Annotated in this window: 17 protein-coding genes and 1 tRNA gene; 8 read left to right on the forward strand and 10 right to left on the reverse strand. The window is 63.2% G+C overall.

The genetic code is table 11. The features are described from left to right. Positions 1-21: 21 nt before the first annotated feature. On the reverse strand, positions 22-354 hold the full coding sequence (locus IP79_RS06920; protein WP_054118534.1) for a molecular chaperone DnaJ: 333 nt from the start codon (positions 352-354) through the stop codon (positions 22-24). Between the two features lie 3 nt (positions 355-357). Further along, positions 358-1,215, reverse strand: a complete 858-nt coding sequence (locus tag IP79_RS06925; RefSeq protein ID WP_082337067.1) for a division plane positioning ATPase MipZ — start codon at positions 1,213-1,215, stop codon at positions 358-360. Between the two features lie 98 nt (positions 1,216-1,313). Between IP79_RS06925 and panC the strand changes: the two genes are divergently transcribed. The 5 genes from panC to IP79_RS06950 all read left to right on the forward strand — a co-directional run bounded on the left by panC (position 1,314) and on the right by IP79_RS06950 (position 5,519). Beyond that, positions 1,314-2,174: a pantoate--beta-alanine ligase gene (gene panC, locus IP79_RS06930; RefSeq protein ID WP_054118967.1), complete on the forward strand. Its 861-nt coding sequence runs from the start codon at positions 1,314-1,316 to the stop codon at positions 2,172-2,174. A 62-nt stretch (positions 2,175-2,236) separates the two neighbouring features. Then, positions 2,237-2,310, forward strand: a tRNA-Gly gene (locus IP79_RS06935). A 200-nt stretch (positions 2,311-2,510) separates the two neighbouring features. Next, entirely contained in the window at positions 2,511-3,740 is a 1,230-nt protein-coding gene (locus IP79_RS06940; protein ID WP_054118535.1) for a tyrosine-type recombinase/integrase, read from the forward strand. 674 nt (positions 3,741-4,414) lie between these two features. Beyond that, positions 4,415-4,840: an EF-hand domain-containing protein gene (locus tag IP79_RS06945; protein ID WP_054118536.1), complete on the forward strand. Its 426-nt coding sequence runs from the start codon at positions 4,415-4,417 to the stop codon at positions 4,838-4,840. A gap of 58 nt (positions 4,841-4,898) precedes the next feature. After that, complete coding sequence (locus IP79_RS06950) at positions 4,899-5,519, forward strand: DUF4136 domain-containing protein (RefSeq protein WP_054118537.1); 621 nt, start codon at positions 4,899-4,901, stop codon at positions 5,517-5,519. A gap of 54 nt (positions 5,520-5,573) precedes the next feature. Here the strand turns inward: IP79_RS06950 and IP79_RS06955 are convergent, their stop codons facing one another. The 4 genes from IP79_RS06955 to IP79_RS06970 all read right to left on the reverse strand — a co-directional run bounded on the left by IP79_RS06955 (position 5,574) and on the right by IP79_RS06970 (position 9,368). Continuing rightward, entirely contained in the window at positions 5,574-5,846 is a 273-nt protein-coding gene (locus IP79_RS06955; RefSeq protein ID WP_054118538.1) for a hypothetical protein, read from the reverse strand. A 155-nt stretch (positions 5,847-6,001) separates the two neighbouring features. Further along, positions 6,002-6,649 (reverse strand): 2-hydroxychromene-2-carboxylate isomerase, encoded by a 648-nt coding sequence (locus tag IP79_RS06960; RefSeq protein WP_054118539.1) that lies wholly within the window; start codon positions 6,647-6,649, stop codon positions 6,002-6,004. Positions 6,650-6,728: 79 nt separating this feature from the next. Beyond that, positions 6,729-8,579 carry a flavin-containing monooxygenase gene (locus tag IP79_RS06965; RefSeq protein WP_082337068.1) on the reverse strand — a complete coding sequence of 617 codons (1,851 nt, stop codon included), beginning with the start codon at positions 8,577-8,579 and terminating at the stop codon, positions 6,729-6,731. Between the two features lie 168 nt (positions 8,580-8,747). Next, the gene (locus IP79_RS06970) at positions 8,748-9,368 is read right to left on the reverse strand and encodes a TetR/AcrR family transcriptional regulator (protein WP_054118540.1); all 621 of its coding nucleotides are present in this window, start codon (positions 9,366-9,368) and stop codon (positions 8,748-8,750) included. A gap of 122 nt (positions 9,369-9,490) precedes the next feature. On the opposite strand from IP79_RS06970, the gene IP79_RS06975 reads away from it, so the two are divergent. Further along, the gene (locus IP79_RS06975) at positions 9,491-10,966 is read left to right on the forward strand and encodes an MFS transporter (protein WP_233994115.1); all 1,476 of its coding nucleotides are present in this window, start codon (positions 9,491-9,493) and stop codon (positions 10,964-10,966) included. Positions 10,967-10,981: 15 nt separating this feature from the next. Here the strand turns inward: IP79_RS06975 and IP79_RS06980 are convergent, their stop codons facing one another. The 3 genes from IP79_RS06980 to IP79_RS06990 form a co-directional block, all read right to left on the reverse strand. Further along, positions 10,982-11,950 carry an alpha/beta fold hydrolase gene (locus IP79_RS06980; protein WP_197273766.1) on the reverse strand — a complete coding sequence of 323 codons (969 nt, stop codon included), beginning with the start codon at positions 11,948-11,950 and terminating at the stop codon, positions 10,982-10,984. 157 nt (positions 11,951-12,107) lie between these two features. Next, positions 12,108-12,506: a DUF4345 family protein gene (locus IP79_RS06985; protein WP_054118542.1), complete on the reverse strand. Its 399-nt coding sequence runs from the start codon at positions 12,504-12,506 to the stop codon at positions 12,108-12,110. Positions 12,507-12,513: 7 nt separating this feature from the next. Then, positions 12,514-15,054, reverse strand: a complete 2,541-nt coding sequence (locus IP79_RS06990) for a TonB-dependent receptor (RefSeq protein WP_197273767.1) — start codon at positions 15,052-15,054, stop codon at positions 12,514-12,516. Positions 15,055-15,432: 378 nt separating this feature from the next. Here IP79_RS06990 and IP79_RS06995 point away from each other — a divergent pair, with 378 nt between their 5' ends. Together IP79_RS06995 and IP79_RS07000 are read left to right on the forward strand one after the other, a co-directional pair. Next, on the forward strand, positions 15,433-17,106 hold the full coding sequence (locus tag IP79_RS06995) for a sulfatase (protein WP_054118544.1): 1,674 nt from the start codon (positions 15,433-15,435) through the stop codon (positions 17,104-17,106). Positions 17,107-17,119: 13 nt separating this feature from the next. Then, positions 17,120-17,950, forward strand: coding sequence for a hypothetical protein (locus tag IP79_RS07000; RefSeq protein WP_054118545.1), 831 nt, complete (start codon positions 17,120-17,122; stop codon positions 17,948-17,950). Here the strand turns inward: IP79_RS07000 and IP79_RS07005 are convergent. Further along, a complete protein-coding gene (locus IP79_RS07005) occupies positions 17,944-19,734 on the reverse strand; it encodes an arylsulfatase (RefSeq protein ID WP_054118546.1) in 1,791 nt (596 codons plus the stop codon). The genes IP79_RS07000 and IP79_RS07005 overlap by 7 nt on opposite strands. Positions 19,735-19,736: the final 2 nt, after the last annotated feature.

Genomic DNA, 19,736 nt, shown 5'->3' on the forward strand with positions numbered 1-19,736 from the left:
GACGCCTGCCGCCGAAATGTGTCAATCCCGCGATTGATCGGAGCCATTGCCCTCGTCGGGCGGTAAAGGTGCAGCGGGGAGGTTCGCCAGCAGAAGATCGCGCGCTGCATTGGCTTCCTGCATGGCGGCAGTCGTTCCGCCCCGATCGGGATGCACCAGCGCGGTCAGCCTCCGGTGGGCGGAAATCACATCGTCGCGGGTGGCGGCGGCGTTTACGCCCAGCAGGTTGCGTGCGCGTTCGATGGCTTGCTGGCGCACGGGGACAGAGCGCAGATATTCCCACGGCCACTTGCCCAGTCCCCAGCGGCACAGCACACACACCGCCACAATCAGGATAAGGGCGCGCACCAGCATCGTTCAGGCCGGCGCCAGTTCGCTGCGTCCGGGCGTGAACTGCGGCAAGGCCAGCGCCATCACCAGCGCACGCAATTCCTGCCGCGCGATCAGGTGACTGGTGCCAAGCTCACCGAGATGCCCCTTGTCGAGCAGTGTCAGCCCCGAAGGAAACAGCTCGCGGTAAATCACGCGCTCGCTAAGACCGGGCGTTACGCGGAAACCGACGCGTTTGGCCATTTCCCCCAGCGCTTTCTGCAAACGCGCCTGGTTGCGCGCTTCGACGTGGCCGGTGCGGTTGCGCACCACGATCCAGTCCATTTCGGGGCGCTGTTGCTCCAGCGTCATCCGGCTGCGCTTCATCCGCGCCTCCCAGATCAGTTCGGCAAAGAACGACAGCTTCTTGACCTTGAACGTCTCGGCATCGACCTGACCGATAAGGTCGAAATCGACAAAACTGTCGTTCATCGGCGTCACCAGCGTATCGGCATGTTCCACCGCGATCCGCGCATAGGGATCATCGCGGCCCGGATTGTCGATGATCAGGAAATCGCAATTTGCCTCCAGCCGCCGGATCATGGCCATCAGATCGCCGGTGTTTGCCCCGCGAAACACTTCGCAATCGGGCGTTGGCAGGGTCAGCCCGCGCTGTTCCAGCGTGCCCAGCCGGTTTTCGATATAGCGGTGCATCGTGCGCTGGCGCGGGTCGAGGTCGATCGAGGCTACACGCGCGCCGAGGTATGACAGCGCCACCGCAACGTGCACCGCAGTGGTCGATTTGCCGGTGCCGCCCTTCTCGTTGGCGAAGACGATGCGGTGCGCCTGTCCCGGCCGCAACTTGCGCGGTGGAAGCGGTTGATTTGCAGGCTGGGCGGGCGGCATGGCGGGTTACTCGCTCGGCGGCCGCAGTGCAGCCGCTTGAAATGGGACAGGAAGCACCGCTAGGGCGCTGCCAGCGGTTTATCCTTGGAGGCGAAGCGGTGCAAACGGTCAAGACGCTCGATATGTTGAGAACCGCGCTGGGACAGTTGCGCGGCGATGGCAAGCGCATCGCGCTTGTGCCAACGATGGGCGCGCTGCACGAAGGCCATCTGACGCTGGTGCGCCGTGCGCAAGCGGTTGCCGATCACGTCGTTGCCTCGATCTTCGTCAATCCCAAACAGTTCGGGCCGAACGAGGATCTGGACGCCTACCCACGCCAGCTCGCCGCCGATGCCGCCATGCTGGAGGGCGAAGGGTGCGCGCTGCTATGGGCTCCCTCGGCCGAGGCGATGTATCCCGCCGGCTTTGCCACCAACATCAGCGTGACCGGCGTCAGCGATGGCCTGTGCGGCGCCGCCCGGCCTGGCCATTTCGACGGGGTGGCAACCGTGGTTTGCAAGCTATTCAACCAAGTGCAGCCCGATGTGGCGCTGTTTGGCGAGAAGGACTTCCAACAGCTTGCGGTGATCCGGGCGATGGCGCGCGATCTCGATCTCTGTCGCCCGCACGTTGACGCGATCATCGGCGTGCCGACCGTGCGCGAGGCTGACGGGCTCGCGATGAGCAGCCGCAACCGCTATCTCGCGCCGGAACAGCGCGCCGCTGCCGCCGCCCTTCCACGTGCCATGCGGGCAGCGATTGCGGCCATCAAGGGCGGAGCGGATGTCGCCGGTGCGCTTGCCGGGCTGGAGGCGGAAATCGTCGCTGCCGGTTTCGACCGCATCGATTACGCGGTACTAGCCGACAGCACATCGCTCACCCCACTTCCTGCGCTGACAACCGGGCCCGCCCGCCTGCTGGTGGCGGCAAGGATCGCAGGCACCCGCCTGATCGATAACATGGCCGTGAACCCGCAATAGCCGCAGCGCCAAAACAGCGTTGACGCAAGCCCCCGCCTGATGGCATTGGAGCGCGCGAGCGGGCGGGTATAGCTTAGTGGTAAAGCTCCAGCCTTCCAAGCTGGCTATGCGGGTTCGATTCCCGCTACCCGCTCCAGCCCTCCCTTCCCAAACAGCCCCAGAAAGTCTATAAACCCCTTGGAAATCCGAGGGATTTAGGCCCTCGGTCGTCCGAGAATGTCCCTATTCTTCCCGCTGCATCCGGGGCCCTTGGGGGCCACATCGCGGGGCCAAGGCATTTCGGGCAATTGGACTGGCCCCCACGTGGGGCCACCAGCTAGGAAAGGACCGAGGGCCATGCCGCTGACAGATGTTGCGATCCGGAACGTCAAGCCGCGCGAGAAGCCCTATAAGGTGGGTGATACTCTCGGTCTGTTCCTCTTGGTGCAGCCGTCCGGCGGCAAGCTGTGGCGGGTCAAATATCGCATCGACGGCAAAGAGAAGAAGCTGGCGATCGGCATCTACCCTCAGGTTGGGCTCGCGGAGGCGCGGCGCAGGCGTGATGACGCCCGCGAGTTGGTCGCTGCTGGAAAGGATCCCGGCCGCGAAAAGCAACGCGAGAAGGTGCGATCGCGCATCCAGGCCGAGACAACCTTCGACGCCATTGCCGCCGAGTTCTGTGCGAAGCGGCGGCGCGATGGTCAAAAGGCCTGGGCAGTGAGCACGGCCACGCGCAGCGAGTATCTGCTGTCGCTGCTCAAGGGATCGATTGGCAAGCTTCCCATCACCGATATCGAACCTGCGGACGTGCTGATTGCCGTCCGAAAGATCGAGCGGAAAGGCCAACTGGAAAGCGCTCGCCGTACCCTTCAACTAGCCGGCGCAGTATTCCGCTATGCTGTAGCGACCGCCCGCCTTTCATCGGACCCCACGCGCGACCTGCGCGGCGCGCTGACCGCTCCCACCGTCACCCACTACGGCGCAATAATCGACCCGGTGCGCGTGGGCGAACTGCTGCGCGCCATCGACGGCTATGAGGGCCAGCCGATTACAAAACTGGCTATGCAGCTGGCCCCACATGTCTTCGTCCGCCCCGGCGAACTGCGCCATGCCGAGTGGAACGAGTTCGATTTCGAAGGGGCCTTGTGGACCATCCCAGCGGGCAAAACCAAGATGCGCAAGGATCACCTCGTCCCGCTCTCACGCCAGTCGATTGCGATCCTCGAAGACCTCCGCACGCTAACTGGCCCCGACGGCTACGTCTTCCCTTCGATCCGCTCCCGCAAGCGTCCGATGAGCGACAACACGATCAACGCAGGCCTGCGCCGCCTCGGCTATTCCACAGTCGAGATGACCGCCCACGGCTTCCGCGCGATGGCATCAACCCTGCTCAACGAAAGCGGCAAGTGGCACCCCGATGCGATCGAGCGTGCCTTAGCTCATGGCGATAGCGACAGAGTCCGTGCCGCGTACCACCGCGGAGCCCACTGGAAGGAGCGCGTAGCCATGGCGCAATGGTGGAGCAATCACCTCGACCAGCTGCGGAAGGGCGCGGAGGTCGTGCCGATCAAGGCGGGGAAGCGGTGATCGGAGGTTTAAGCCGCAACTCGTCTACGACCCGCATTAAATCGAAGAATTTCGACTTCTATTCAACTTGTTATGGCTAAGCGAGTTGCCCACAACTCGCCGCAAACCCGCATAACTCGCAGGCGGATCATTTGTGCACAAACCGTGTTTCCGTCGAAATATCAGAGATATGCAACCCGAATTCGCGGGGTAGGGTGTGCTCACTGTTCCCCAATCGCGCGGTTCGGATTCAATGCCTCTGACTCCTTGAGCTCGGAACTCTCAGACATTCGCCCAGAACGGGAGCCTCCGGCAGGTTGGGCTGAAAAGCCGGGATCGAGTTCTGGCGGTTGAACGGCACGCAACATGTCAGCGATTCGCCACTTGCCGAGTGGATTGTTTCGGCGAACAGAAGCCCAAAACAGTAGCCCTATCAGCTATTCGAAGACGGCAGCTGCCGACCCAAGGCCGGTCGTTCGCGACAGCCACTATGAACGTCCGCTTTTGACAGAAGCTGTCAACAGAATGCACCAAAGCGGCCAATGAGGTTTGCGCTTCCATATCGGTCATTAGGCCCGTCAGAAACCGCTGTTGGCCATTGATCACCGCAAGCAATTAATGTATCACATTAGCTGTGCCCTCTACGCGGTCAGAGCCGTGATCGGGGACCGCCCCGCAAAGCCAAAAGGTGTGACATGAACAAGGTTTTTCCAATACTCGGTGCGCTTGCCGTTTCCATGTCGCCCGTGACCACTGGCACCCTGTCGGCTCAGCCGAACATTGAGGCGCTCGAAAAGATTGCCGAGATGATGATCGAGGCCGACCTCAACGGTGACGGAAAGACGACGCGTGCCGAGCTCATTCAGCATCGCGCGCAGATGTTCGCCAGGCTCGACCGCAACGAGGACGGGGTCATCGACAAGCAGGACAGACCTAAAAGGCCCATGGCAAAGCGAAAGTTTGAACCGGCCTTCGATCAGGTCAAGTCAGTGTTCGATAGCAATAAGGATGGGCGCGTTACCCTTGATGAGTGGAACAGGTCCGATCCCGACATCTTCGCCATGCTGGATCGAAACGGCGATGGCGTGGTGACCCGTGCAGAGCTTCCGTCACCCAAGTGAGCCGGAGTTTGGCGCAAGCCATGGGCGGCATGCTGCCGTTGGATTTTGAGCGGAGAACATGATGACCAAACTTCACCTTGCCATCGCTGCTGGCGCTCTGATGCTGTCTGGTTGCGCCACCACCAAGTTCACCTCGGACTTTGATCAGGCCCATGATTTCGGGACCTACAAAACCTTCGCCTGGGCGGGAGAAAGCCCGATGACGGTGCTGGGCGCAACCCGCGTGCCGCCGATGCTGGAGCCGCGGCTCGCCCGCGAGGTTCGCGCCGAGCTCGAGGCGAAGGGCTATCGCTACGTCGAAGCGCTCGAACAGGCCGATTTCGGCGTGTCGTTCACGGTCGGCAGCCGCAGCACCACCGAGGTGATCAAAAGCCCCGAGACCTTCTGGGTGAACCAGACCAATTGGCGCTGGGGCCGGGCCTATTACCCGGCCTATCGTCGGCCCGTCGCGGTGGGCGCGATCACCCCGGTGACCGTCACCACCACCGAGGTGGAGGCCTACACCGAAGGCACGCTGGCGATCGACATTTATGATGTGAAGACGAAATCCCCCGTCTGGCACGGGGCGGGCACCAAGACGGTCAATACGTCCGAGGTGGTGGGCCGACGGGGCAATCTCGATTCGGCCAAGATCCGCGAAGGGGTTACCAAGGTTCTGAAGGATTTTCCGCCAGAATAGCAAAGGGTGCGGAGCGCGCCGATCCACCACATCGGCGCGCCCCGCGCTGGCCGCTTACTTGAAGCGCGCAGCCATCTGAGCCTCGAGTTGGGCGAGGGTGACAAAGCCGTCCTTGTCGGTATCGATCCGGCTGAAATTGGCAGCAACGCGGGTCATCCCGCCGTCCTTGGCTTCCTTGTGCGTTAGCTTGCCGTCCTTGTTGGTGTCGGAGGCCTTGAACTTGGTCCGCAGCTCGTTGAGCCGGTCCTGGTACATGTCGGCGTGGGCCGCCGGGGCAAGGAACATCGCCGCTGCCGCGAAGGCAGCAATCTTTGCAAGGGTCTTCATCGGTCAATCTCCAAAGGTTTATGGGTCAGGCAGAAGCTCGGGGCCGAAGAATCGCGGGACCCGCGACCAACCGCCCTGAAGCCCTGATATAATGCATAACATTAACCGGAGCCATACCGCAGTGGATTGGGCGATAATCTGGCGCCGCGCAGCGCCTAGCTCTTGGCGAGACCGGCGCGGTCAAGCCGCCAGCGCAGGGTATCGATCCGGTCCTGCCCGAAGAATGGCTCCTCGCGAAACACCATGGTCGGCACGCCCCAGTGCCCAGCGGCATCGAGCGTGTCTTGGTTGCACGCGATCTCTTCGAGATGATCGCCGCTTTCAATGGCCGCATCGAGCTCGGCAAGGTCCAGCCCAGCATCGGCCACGGCTTCCTTGAGCAGGTCGCCCTGATCCCACCCGCGCGTGCCGCCAAAGATCAGCGCGGCGACCCGGTCAGCCAGCTCAACGCCCCGACCCCGGCGATTGGCCTCCACACCCAACTTCGACAGGCGGTAGATATAGGGCTGCTCCTTGGCGACCTCCATCGTACGGAAATCCTGCACGATCGGATCGGGATCGGCCGGGAAAACGATCGGCCGGCCGAGCATTTCGCCCCGGCGGACGCTGTCCATGACAATGTAGCGCGGCGGCCTACGGTTGGAGGAATCGAACAGCGCCTGCGGATTGCGCACCGCCAGCGGCAGCACGACGCGCAGCTGGACATCGACAGCATAGTCGTCGCGCAGCTGGAGGAGGTCTGCCGTCACCAGCCGCGAATAGGGGCTGCGGAATGACCAGAAAACGTCAACAGTTTCGCTCATGGTGCCTCTCCCCGCGCTTGTCTCACAGCTAACTTACCGGTCTGCACGCGCGGCGCAAACCCCGGTGCGCCGCTGGCGCCTACGCGCTGAACACCAGACCTCGGAAATCCCCCGCGCGGCGCCAGGCAGCAATGTGGCGGAAGAAGCCGTCCGCACCGCCGGGGTGACCTTGAGAGCGGCGGAATTTTTCGTCCCAGCCTTGCCCCTCGTTGTTCCAGAAGCCGGGCGTGCAATCGGCCGAGGTGATCATCGAGGGCGGTGTGCTGAGGATTAGCTTGACCCATGCGTCGACGGCCTCCTGCGTGGGCTCGACCTCGGCATAGCCGTGGTGCTCGGCATGGGCGACGACCTGCGCGATGGTGGCGGCGTGATCGACGATGTTGTGCGGGATGTTGGAGACCATGTTGGCCCCCTGGTTCATCTGCACCGCAAACGCATTGGGAAAGCCGTGCATGTGGAGGCCGTGCAGCGTCTGTAGACCATCGGCCCAATATTCGGACAGCATTTGCCCGCCGCGCCCCTTGAGATCAAAGCCCGTCTTGAGCTGGAAATTGGCCCCAAATTCGAAGCCCGAGGCGTAGACGATGCAATCGACCTCATAGTGCTTGCCGCCGACCATCAGCCCGGTTTCGGTGATCTGTTCGACCCCCTTGCCATCGGTATCCACCAGCGTGGTGTTAGGGGCGTTGAAGGCGGGCAGATATTCGTCGCTGAAGCAGGGCCGCTTGCAGAGCTGGGAATACCACGGCTTCAAATGCTCGGCAGTGTGCGGGTCGGTGACCAAGCTGTCGACCCGCCCGCGGATCCTTTCCATTGTCTCGATATCGGCATCCTCGAAGGCCGCCCGCACCCGCGCGGTGCTTTCCTGGCTGGGCGTGGTGCCGAGCGCCCGGCGCAAACGCGCGAGCAGCCGAGCCAACCACAGCGGCGTGCCGCCGAGCGCCCTTTCGCGGATGCGGCGCGAGATTGCGGTCCAGCCATCATTGATCAGGTCTTCGGACGGAATGCCCCCGCCCATGTTCTCGACGAAATTGTCCATCCAGCGCTTCTGCCAGCCCGGCTGAGCAATGTTGGCGAACCATTCGGGGTCGATCGGATGATTACCCCGCACATCGACCGAGGACGGCGTGCGCTGGAACACGTAAAGCTGCTTTGCGGTCTTGGCGACTTGCGGGATGCACTGCACGCCGGTTGCCCCGGTGCCGATGATGGCGACCCGCTTGTCGGCAAGCTTGTCCATCGGCGCGCCCAGCGCATCGCCGCCAGTATAGTCGTAATCCCAGCGGCTGGTGTGGAACGACTTGCCCTGGAAATTCTCGATCCCCGGAATGCCCGGCAGCTTGGCGACATGCAGCGGCCCGGTGCCGATCGCGACATATTTGGCGGTGAAATCATCGCCCCGGTTTGTGGTGATCCGCCAGACCCGCGCGGACTCTTGCCATTCGATGCTCGACACTTCGGTGTGGAACAGAGCCTTGTCGTAGAGGCCGTAATGCTGGGCGATTCGCTCGCAGTGGGCGAGGATTTCGGGCCCGCGGACGTATTTTTCGCTCGGGCGGTAGCCGGTCTCTTCGAGCAGCGGCAGGTAGATCATCGCTGCCGTGTCGCAGCGCGCGCCGGGATAACGGTTCCAGTACCAGGTCCCGCCGACCCCGCCGGCCTTGTCGATCAGCCGGAAACTATCGATCCCCGCTTCCTTGAGCCGCGCGCCGACTACCAGGCCCGACATGCCTGCTCCGATAAAGGCGAACGTGACGTGATCGGCCACCGGATCGCGCTCAATATAGGGCGTGTAGGGATCGGCCGCGAGCGCGGCGAACTTGCCCGACAGCCGCTGGTATTGCGCATTGCCATCAGGGCGCAGGCGCTTGGCGCGCTCGGCGGCGTATTTCGCCTTGATATCAGCCTTTTCGAGCACCGTCGTCATCATGCAGACCCCTCACCTGGTTTGTGCGCTGCACCGGATGGCCTGCCATCAACGGCAGGGTGCGACCCGGCGCCATGGGTAGGCGGCGAAGCGCAGCGGCCATCGCACTGTGATGAGGGCAATTTAATGCATTACATTAGATTGTCAAGCGAGCGCGGCTATCACCGGCGCTTAAGCAGGCGCGCTCAGATAGGCCACCTGACAGATGGCCGCTTCCCTGACCGCGGCTTCAATCGGCGCTGCTGTCCCCGCCTCGACCGCGCGGGCAAAGCTCACGGCCTGAACCATCGCGATGACGAAACTCTGTCGCATCCGGGGCTCCAGCGTTGCGAGCGGGATGTGCGGCAGGCAAGCGATGATCTCCTCGCTCAGCCGCACTAAGGTGTGCGCCCCCGCGTTCATGATCAGCTTGGCGTAGTCGAACCGCGGATCGGAAACGAACTGCAAACAGAACCGTGCGTAGACTCGGCCGTACTCTTCAAGGCAGACTTCGAGAAAGGGCCCGATCGCCGCTTCGACCAAGGCCACCAGCCGAGCCTGCGGATCGCTCTCGGTGACCCGTTCGAGCCGCACCGCCCGCTCGGCCTCGATTCCGCGGTAGCGCTTGGCGAAGACTTCCTCGATCAGGCTTTCGATGCTGCCGAAATGGTAATGCACCGCGCTGGGATTGCGCGCGCCCGCATCAGTGGTGATCATTTTGACCGAGACCGCGCCGAGCCCCTTCTCGGCAATCAGCCGCTCGGCTGATCGCAGCAATTCGGCCTTGGTGTCCTGACGGCTTGAAACTTCCATATCACTCGCTAGTAATGTCAAGCATTAGAATGGCAATGCCGGGTCCACTTATCCTCGCACAGAAATAGCAAGTTGAGGAAAAATTGTAAGGACCCGCGTTACGCCTCTTGGGGAGAGCGCCTGTGCATGATGCTGACCGCGGCGCGGCCGCCGCTGCAAGGCCGCTGGTGTTCCCGGTCGCGGCCCCGCCGCTCGGTCGCTGGACCAGGCTGGCGTTTGGCCTTGGCGCGATTGCCCCGGGTGTGGCAGCGGGCGGGTTCGAGTTCTTCCTGCTCATCTACTATAGTCAGGTGGTCGGGCTCGATGCGCGGCTGGTGGGTCTTGCGATCCTGATCGCACTGATATGCGATGCGATCAGTGATCCCATCGTGGGCTATTGGTCGGACAATTTCCGCTCGCGCTGGGGGCGGCGGCATCCGATGATGTATGCTTCAGCGATCCCGGTGGCGCTGAGCTTCTTCCTCCTGTGGTCGCCGCCCCAGGAGGGGGCAAGCCAGAGCGTGCTGTTCTGGTATCTGCTGGTGCTGGCCGTCACGGTCCGCACCGCGCTCACCTTCTACCGCACGCCGTCATCCGCGCTGACCCCCGAACTGACCGCCGATTACGGCGAGCGCACCTCGCTGATCAGTCTGCGCTATTTCCTGGGGTGGACCGGCGGCAATGCGTTGTCGGTATGGATGTTCTTCATCCTGTTTCCGCGCTCGAAGACCCCGGAGATTGCCGATGGCCGTTTCAATCCCGAGGCCTACCTCACTTACGGCACCGTGGCGGCGGTGGTGATCTTGCTATCGATCCTGATCGGTTCCATCGGTGTGCATTCGCGCATCCCCTACCTCACCCCGGCACCGCCCAAGCGCCGTGTCACCTTCAGGCTGATCTTTGGCGAATTGCTCGAAACCCTGTCAAATCGCTCGTTTCTGGCGCTGTTCGCAGGCGCCATGCTGTTCGGCATCGCGGCGGGGCTGAGCTCGGGCATGTCGCTCTATTTCTTCATCTATTTCTGGGGCTTCAGTGAAATAGAGACCGGTATGCTGTTCCTTGGGACGTTCGTGGCTGCGCTGATCGGCTTTGTGCTGGCCCCGATTGCCTCACGGCGCATGGGCAAGAAGCGCGGGGCAATCATAGTCGGGTTGGTCGCCTTCCTCGGCGCCCCGTTGCCGATTGTCCTGCGGCTCGCCGGCCTGTTGCCGCCCAATGACGATCCTTTCGTGTTCTGGTTCGTGCTGGTGGCACAGATTATCGATGTCGGCTTGATCATCTGCTTCCAGATCCTCTTTTCCGCAATGCTGGCCGATCTGGTCGAGGATAGCGAGGTCACAACCGGGCGACGCTCGGAAGGCGTCTTCAACGCGGCGGAGACCTTCGTTGACAAGTCAGTGCGCGGCCTCGGCGTGATGGCGGCGAGCGCGGTGCTGACACTCGCCGCCTTGCCGACCGGGGCCAAGGTCGAAGAGGTCAGTGCCGACACGCTGTGGTGGATGGGCGCCCTTTACGTGCCGCTGGTGCTGGCGCTGTGGCTCAGCATGATCGCGGTGATCGCGCGCTACCAGATCGATGAGGCCAAGCACGCCGAAAACCTGCGCCAGCTTGGCCGGTAGCGCGCGCGGGGGCGGTTACTCCGCCTCCACCGCCGCCACGACGCGCTCGATAGCCTCGGCGATCTCGACCGGCACTTCTTCCTGAAGGAAGTGGCCTGCCTCGGTCTCGGTCACCCGTGCCGCCGGGTACATTTCGATCATCGCGGGCAAAAGGCGGGCGAGTATGGGATCGCGCGTGCCCCACACGATCTCGGTCGGCACCTTGAGCGCCCGGGCATAGGCCTCGACCTTGCTCATCAGCGGGGAGGTCGGGTGATCGGGGCCGGTGGGGACCATCCGCATCAGCGCCAGAGGCCCCTTGATGTTGCCGCTCTCGCGCACCGGGCGAGCGTAGAGCGCGGCGACTTCAGGCGGGATCGAGGCCGGATCGCCCTGCGTCTCATGCAGGCGATCGAACACCGAGACGACGTTTTCGAGCAGGACCTCGCCCATGATCGGGGTGGCGGCGATGGCGTGCGGGCGCGAAAGCTCGAACTTCTCCTTGGGCGCCATGAACCCGGTGTTGAGAATGACCATGCCCTTGAGCAGCTCGGACGAACGCATCAGCGCGCCGAGGCCAACCGCTCCGCCCCAGTCCTGCCCGACATAAACGAGCCCGCCCGGATTGATCTGGCGCAGCGCTTCATTCATCCAGCGCACGTGGTTTTCCAGCGTGTGGTCGCTCGCCGGGATCTTGGTGGAAAAGCCGAGGCCCACCATGGTCGGCATGATCAGCCGCATCCGGTCGGTGGGGAGTTCCTGCCAGATCTTGCGATAGAGCAGGCCATTGGTCGGATTGCCGTGCTGAAGATAGATCGGCGTGCCCTCTCCGGCTTCGAGCACGTGGATCTTGATCCCCGGTTCGACTTCGACGAGGTAGCTCTTGTAGCCCTGCGGCAGGGCTGCGGCGGCATAGTCGGGCAGGGGGAAGCCTTCGAATGTTCCTGAAGCGGTGGTGACCCCTCCCGATCCCTGCGGCGTCACCATCGCGCCGTCACGGGTCATCCACAAGAGGCCGACCGCCACCGGGATCATAACAAGGCCAAGTCCAATCAACAATTTCATCATCATCGACTCTCCCATATCCTTCGGGCCACGCTGCCATTGTCGCGGTGTAATGCGATGCATTATTCCCCCGCTTTAACGTGGTTCGACCCGCTGTTCAAGCATCGCGCGGCGCTGCGGTCGCCCGCGCGGCGAGATAGAGTAGGGCGACGAACACCAGCTCGGGAATGAACCTTCCAGGCAAGGACGGCGCGCCATGCAGGGTGCCCGCCACGATCCGCCCGAGCGCCAGAAAGCCCAAAATCATCATCGGCGGATAATACCAGAATCGCTGCCGCCGGATCAGCGCCAGCAGCAGGCACACCGCGATGGTCAGCGACCAGCCCGCCAGCGCGCCGATCATCGAACTGAGGCCCATCCCGCCTTCCGGCAGGGGAAAGCCCCAGAACCGGACGGCCCTGGCGGGATTGACGAGCCACATGATCCCCTGCGCCCCGAAGATCAGCGCCAGCAGCACCGGCGGGAGCTGCGCGAGGTATCGCAGGAAACGGGCCATCCCCGCCTCAGAACGACCGGCGCACGGTCAAGCCGAAAGTGCGCGGCTGGCCGGGCGCGCCGCTGAAAGACCCAGCCTGAAGCACCGTCGGGCTGGCAAAAACGAGATATTCGTCATTGAACAGATTGCGCGCCCACAGGCTGACCGCAAAGCCCTTCTGCGTGCGGATGCCGAGCGAGGCGTTGATGAGGTTCTGTTCGCGCGTGTAATCAAACGCGTCAATGATCGCCTGTTGCGCCGGATCGTCGAAGAACGGCGAATCCCCGATATGCTGCCAGTCAGCCCGCACGAAGGCATCGAGGCTGCCAATGGTGAAACCGTAATTGGCCGCAAGAGTGAACTGGGTCTCGGCGATGCCTTGCGGCTGCTGGCCGGAGATGTCGACCCCGTTCCCGAAATTGGGGAAGCTGTCATAGACCGGATCGAGGAAGGTCGCCCCGCCCGACAGGATCAGCCCTTGATAGGGGTTCCAGTTGAAATCGAACTCCACCCCCATGGTCGATTGCTCCGCCGCGTTGGCAAGCACGAAGCCATTGTCGAGAAAGACATTGGTCTGGAAGTTCTGGATCGTCTGATCGAACACCGTCAGGTTGAAGCTCACCCGATCGAACGCGGCCTTGAGGCCGATTTCGTAAACTTCGGCATCCTCGGGCCCAGCGAAGCGGGTGCCCGTGGACAAGTTGACGCTGCTGAGACCCGCATCAGCGATCGGGGAAGCGGGCGTCACGAACACCGGACGCTGGGTGAAGCGATCAAACACTGGATTGCCCGCCGTGTAATCGCCCGCGAACGGGCGGCTCTGGCGCGAAAGATTCCACGAGGTCGCCTTGAAGCCCGTCGCATAAGATGCATAGACATTGATGTTGTCGGTCACATCATAGGCCAGCCGCACGGTAAAGTCGGTGCTGCTGTCGTTGCTCCGCCCGTCTTCGACCGCATTGGGATAGCCGAGAAAAGCGGGAAAGGGCTGCAGCGCGCGCAAAGCATTAAAGGGATTGTTCGGGCCGCGGGCCACGGTCAGAGCCTGCTGCTGGAGCTGCGCATAGGCCTGCGGGTTGGCTTGGATGAAGCTCCCGACCTGAGCGGGGTTGGTGGGGTTGATGCCCCGCCCCGACAAAAGCTGTGACAGGGTTGCTGCATAGCCCAGCTGGTCAAGATTGAGGCTCGACAGCGCCTCGGTGCTCACCGCCTCAAAGCTGACCTGCTTTTCGTCCTCGGTGTAGCTGATGCCAAACGTGGCGGTCAGCCGGTCGGTGAGGTTCAAGTCAACCGACGCGAACACCGACCAGGCCGTGTTGTCCTGATTGCCGCTATCGGCAACCCCCTGGCCGGCACCGCCCAGCGTGGGCGGACGGGTTCCGGTGCTCTGGGTGATAAAGTTCTCGAGATTGGCGAGCACTTGCGGGTTGCCGATCGCATCAAGATAGCGGCGGTAATCGGCGCCGTTGAGGATCTGGTTGTTGACCGCCAGCTTCTCGTCAAAATAGAACCCGCCAACCGTCCAGTCGATGAAATTGCCAGTGCCTACCGATTGCAGCCGGATTTCCTGCGTGAAGGTCTCGATATCGCTCTGCTGCGCGACCGTGCTGAACAGCGAAAGATTGGTGATGTCAGCATCGAAATCGGATGAGCTTTTGTTACTGCGATAGGCGGTGATGCTGGTCAGCGCGGCAAAGCCAAGATCGGCATCGCCCTGAATCGAGACGCCCGCGTTCTCGATTTCATTGGCGGGAGCTACGTCATAATAGACATCGTAGGAAAACGGGTCTTCCGAGACAAATTGCCCGCCGATGGCGCGAATACTGGCGCCAGTCGGGCCTTCGATCAGATTGGTGATGCCGCAGCACACTTCGTCGATTTTGTCGTAATCGGCAATCAGCCGAAAACTGACATCGAGCGTGGGCTCCCACAGGATGTCCCCCCGCACGCCCCAGCGATCGCGCTGATTGGTATCGGCGCCGGTGCCAAGATCGTCGAAAAACCCGTCGCGGCGGTTGTAGTTGCCCGACAATGAGGCCGCGAGGTTCTCGGTGATGGGGCCGGTGACAAAGGCATCAACGCGGCGGTGATCATAATTGCCGATGCTTGATTCCACCCGGCCGCCGAATTCGAATTGCGGCTTGCGGGTGGTGACCGAAATGACCCCCGCCGAGGCGTTCTTGCCGAACAGCGTCGATTGCGGCCCGCGGAGCACCTCGACCCGTTCGAGATTGGGCAGGTCCGAAATCGAAGCCGCCGAGCGCGAACGATAGACCCCGTCGATGAACACCCCGACCGAAGGCTCAAGCCCGATCGCGTTCTGGCCGTTGCCGAACCCGCGAATGAAGAAGGTGGTGTTGCCCGAAGTCTGCCCTTGGCGAACCGCCAGTGAGGGGACCAGGGTTTGGAGATCGAGCAAGTCCTGAATCTCGGCAGCCTCGATCTCCTCGGCACTTACGACCGAAACCGCGACCGGGGTTTCCTGCAGGGTCTGTTCGCGCTTGGTGGCGGTGACCACGATCACCGGAATGCGAGGGGTCTGCACCTCCTGCGGTTCGGACTCGCCCACGCCTTGATTCTGCGCATGCAGGGGCGCGGCGAGGCCGACCAGCAAAGCTGGCAGTGCGGCCCCAATCGCCAGAGCCGAACGAAGTGCAATGGGCGCATGGCCCCGGTGATCTTGCTGCAATTTACCCTCCCAAGGTCGTCCGCCACCATTCTGTCTGCGACGGCTGCTACATTGCATTAATGGTAGACATTATTTTCTCCCTCGCAAGAGCCGAGTTGCAGGCAGCCGGTGCAGGTTGGAATCCTCGCCTTTCTGCGGAGTGGATTGCGTTTTCTAATTGCTTCCATTAATTCTGTGCGGGAGCGGCGTGCCACTGCGGTGGGCAAGGCTCCAGCGGTAAGGCTTAGGCGCCGCGATGCCGCGCTGAGAGGAAACGGAATGCTCAAGAAGATAGGGATCGGCACGCTTGTCGCAGTGTTGCTGATCGGCGCGTTGGGGTGGTTCAACCGGGCGGCAATCATTCAGGCCATCGCGCTCAACCGGGCCGAGGCGAACCGGATCGAACCCGGGCCCACGCAGGTTGTCGCATGGAACCAGGGTCCGGCCGAGGCCACCGCGCCGCTTACCGAGCGACCGCCCAATATCGTCTTCATCCTGCTTGATGATCTGGGCTACAACGACATCACCACCTTTGGCGGCGGCATCGCCGGGGGCCGCGTGCCTACCCCCAATATCGACAAGCTGGCGGCACAAGGCGCGATCTTCAGCCAGGCCTATTCGGGCACCGGCACCTGCGCGCCATCACGCGCGATGCTGATGACCGGGCGATACCCCACCCGCACCGGGTTTGAATTCACGCCCACGCCCGATGGCATGACCAATGTGATCGCCGCTTTCGCATCAGGCCGCGAGCAAACCCACCTGCCCCCGCTCGAGGTCAATCCCGCGGTGAATGACGATGACCTGCCGTTCCGCAACAAGGGCCTGCCGCAATCGGAAATCACCATTGCCGAACTGCTCAAGCAGCAGGACTACCACACCGTCCACATCGGCAAATGGCACCTCGGCAACAGCCCGCAATTCCTGCCCAATGCGCAGGGTTTCGATGAAAGCCTGCTGATGCACAGCGGGTTGTACCTGCCCGAGGATGACCCGAACGTCGTCAACGCCCGGCTCGATTTCGATCCGATCGACAAGTTCCTGTGGGCCGCGATGAGCTACGCCGCGTCCTACAATGGCGGCGAGCCCTTCACGCCGGGCGGCTATCTCACCGACTGGTGGACCGACGAGACGCTGCGGGTGATCGAGGCCAACCGCAACCGCCCGTTCTTCCTCCACCTCGCGCATTGGGCGCCGCACACGCCGCTGCAGGCGACCAAGGAGGATTTCGACGCGGTCGGCGAATTCGGGACGCATCGCGAGCGGGTCTATGCCGCTATGATCCGCGCGGTGGATCGCAGCGTCGGGCGGGTGCTCGACAAGCTGGAGGCCGAGGGGATGGCCGACAACACCATCGTGGTGCTCAGCAGCGACAATGGCGCGCCGGGTTATATCGGCATCCCCGAGGTCAACGCCCCCTATCGCGGCTGGAAGATCACCTTGTTCGAAGGCGGCATCCGCGTGCCGATGTTTGTGAAATGGCCGCAGCGGATCGCGCCGGGTACGGTGGTCGATACTCCGGTAGCGCATATCGACCTGTTCCCGAGCCTTGCCGCGGCCGCTGGCGTGCCTCTACCGACCGACCGGGTGATCGACGGGGTCAACTTCATGCCCGCCGCCTCCGGCACTGGCCCGCTCACACGCAAGGATGATGCGATCTTCTGGCAATCGGGCAACTACCGGGTGGTGCGCGCGGGCGACTGGAAGCTGCAGGTGGATGGCTACCAGAACAAGCTGTGGCTGTTCAATCTCGCCGCCGATCCGACCGAGAAGGCCAACCTTGCGCGCCAGCAGCCGCAGAAGGTCGCCGAGCTGAAGGCCCTGCTCGCCGCGCACCACGCCAATGCGGTGCCCTCTCTCTGGCCACACAGCCTGATCAGCCCGATCGTGATCGACAAGACCCTCGATCAGGCCGCCGCCAAGGGGGATGAATACATCCTCTGGCCCAATTGAGGGATCGACGAGAATGAACATCGTGCTCACGGCTCTGGCCGTCATTGGCGGGCTTGTCGTACTGGCCATCGCCGCGGCCATGATCACCGGGCTGCGGCAGCCATCGCGGCGCATCTATCGGCATGACACGGTCATTTTTGCAGCGCTGCAGCGGGATGATCCGGCGTTGCGTCTGATCGCTCCTGACGCCCTGTGGGCTTCATCGTCCCTGTACACTCTGATCGGTGACGGCGAGCCCTACTGGACCGATTACCTGATCTTGCCGCCCGACCCGCGCGCTCTGCAGGAGCTGAAGGCCCAGCCAAAGGTGTCAGACCTGTTTGTGGCCGAGGTCGCCCTGACTCCAGTCCCCGCGATGGCCCTCGGAGTGCTTCGGCTGCGGCATCTGCTCGGCCTCACCCGCAGGCCTGCGGCGCCATTGCCGACCGCGCTCGACCAGATCGATGGGCGGCGCGATGTGCTGCCCACTATGGAAGCCATCGCCAAGGCCCAGGCCCTGCCTCAGGATTTGCCCGTAACGATGATGAATTACCTCGAATATCCCGCCATCGCCAAGGGTGACGCTGCGGACGGGCGCGCGGCCTATCATCGCTATGGCCGCCAGGCCATGCGGGCCGTTCACGGCGTCGGCGGTCAATTCCTGTTTGCCGGCCGGATCACAGCGGTGCTGGCTGCGCCAAATAGTCCGGACTGGCAGGCGCCCTGGGATGACGTTGCAGCGATGATCTACCCCGATCCGACTGCGATCTTCGCCATGGAGCAATTCCCTTTCTACCGCCGGGCGCTCAGCGACCGCGACGAGGGCCTCAAGCGCACCCGCGTGATCGCGACGCAGGCCTATTGAGCGGTGCGGCGCCGGCGCAGCAACGCCCGAACCAAACGCACCGCCAGCCAGATCACCGCAGCAAACATCAGCAGGATCCCGCCCAGCACACCATAAAGCCAGGGGTAATTGTTGAGCAGCCGCGCGCCGGTGTTTCTGGTCACCTGGACGAAGGAATCATAGCCCTCCGGCATCTCCAGCACGCCCACCCGCTTGGCATAGGCGCTGTATTCGGCGAGCAGCCGCTGCATGACCACAGGCTCGCTGGCGCTGAGATCGGTGGTCTCGCCCGGATCGCGCGCGAGATTGTAAAGCCGCCAAATGCCATCGCCGACCGGGGGCACGCTGCGGGTGATCTTGTAATCGCCGAGATAGAGCGCCGAATTGCCCGAGACCTCAACTGCGCGCGCCTCGCCAGGGCCATAGGCGCTTTCGGCTGCACCGCTGAGAACCGGCAGCAGGCTGCGGCCGGTCATCGGCTTGCCCTTGGCTAGCTTCGGGTCGATCTCAAGCCAGTCAAGCACGGTCGGGGCGACATCGGTGATCATCGCCGGGCTGGTGACCCGCTGCGGAGCAATGCCGGGCCCCGCCATGATCAGCGGCACGCGGATCCCGCCCTCTGTGGCGTAAAACTTGAACCACGCGCCGGGTGTGGCGGCGGCGGCCGCCCATTCCGGGCCGATAAAGCCCCATGACCCCGGACCGCCCATGTTATCGGCGCCGACGTGATAGCCGGCCAGTCTGTGGAACAGGCTGATGACGGCGCTGTCGTCCCCTCGCGAAGGTTCTGGGCCATTGTCGGAGGAGACGATGAAGATCGTATTGTCGTACGCACCCTTGGCCTTGAGGTGCGCGATCAGCCGCCCGATGTGGAAGTCCATCGCCTCCAGCATCGCTGCATTCACTTCCATCCGCGCCGCATAGAGCGCGCGGTCCTCGTCTGTCAGGCTCTCCCAAGCGCGGTGACCGGGGGCAAGCGCAGCGAGCGGCGCACCCTGCGGGATCAGGCCCAGCGCTTGCGCCTTCCGGTGGCGCTCCTCCCGCAACGCCTCCCAGCCCCGATCATAGCGCCCCTTGTAGCGGTCGATGAATTCCTGCGGGGCCTGCACCGGAATGTGGATCGCCTGAAACGGCAGATAGGCGAAGAACGGCTTGGCCGGATCGGTCTCGGCCAGATATTCGATCGCCGTATCGACAATGAAGCGCGAGGAATAGAAATCCTCTGGCAGGCTCGTCTCGACCCCGTCCTCGAACCACGGCGCGTCCTTGTAGTAGGGCATGTAGGAGCGGTCGTCCCAATTGTCCGCGCCCGAGGCTGCCAGCGCAAAGCTGCGGTCGAAGCCGTGGGCCTGCGGCATTTCGTCCGCCGCCTCGCCCATGTGCCACTTCCCCGCCATCACCGTCCGATAGCCCTGCGCCCGCAAGCGGTCGGCGAGCGTCAGCACGCCCGGCTCCAACGCCATTTTGTATCCGGGCTGGCCGCGCTGCTCCTTGGGCAGGACTTCGGGAATGGTGGCGACCCCGGTGAGGTGCGCGTCCATCCCGGTCAGCAGCATCGCGCGCGAAGGCGAGCACAGCGGCGAGGCGCGGTAGTGCGTGAACAGCGCCCCGCGCCCCGCCAGCATGTCTATATTGGGGGTGCGCGCCTCCCCGCCATAGGCGCCAAAGTCCATCAGGGCGACATCATCGGCAAGGATGATCACGACGTTGGGGCGCTTGTCCGCCTGCACAGCGGGTCCGGTTGCGCCCACCAGAGCGGCGATGGCAAGGAACGGCAGCAGCAGTCGCGATCGTAGGGTCTGCATGG

The organism is Porphyrobacter sp. AAP60, assembly GCF_001296025.1.
In the GTDB taxonomy this organism is placed as follows: Bacteria; Pseudomonadota; Alphaproteobacteria; order Sphingomonadales; family Sphingomonadaceae; genus Erythrobacter.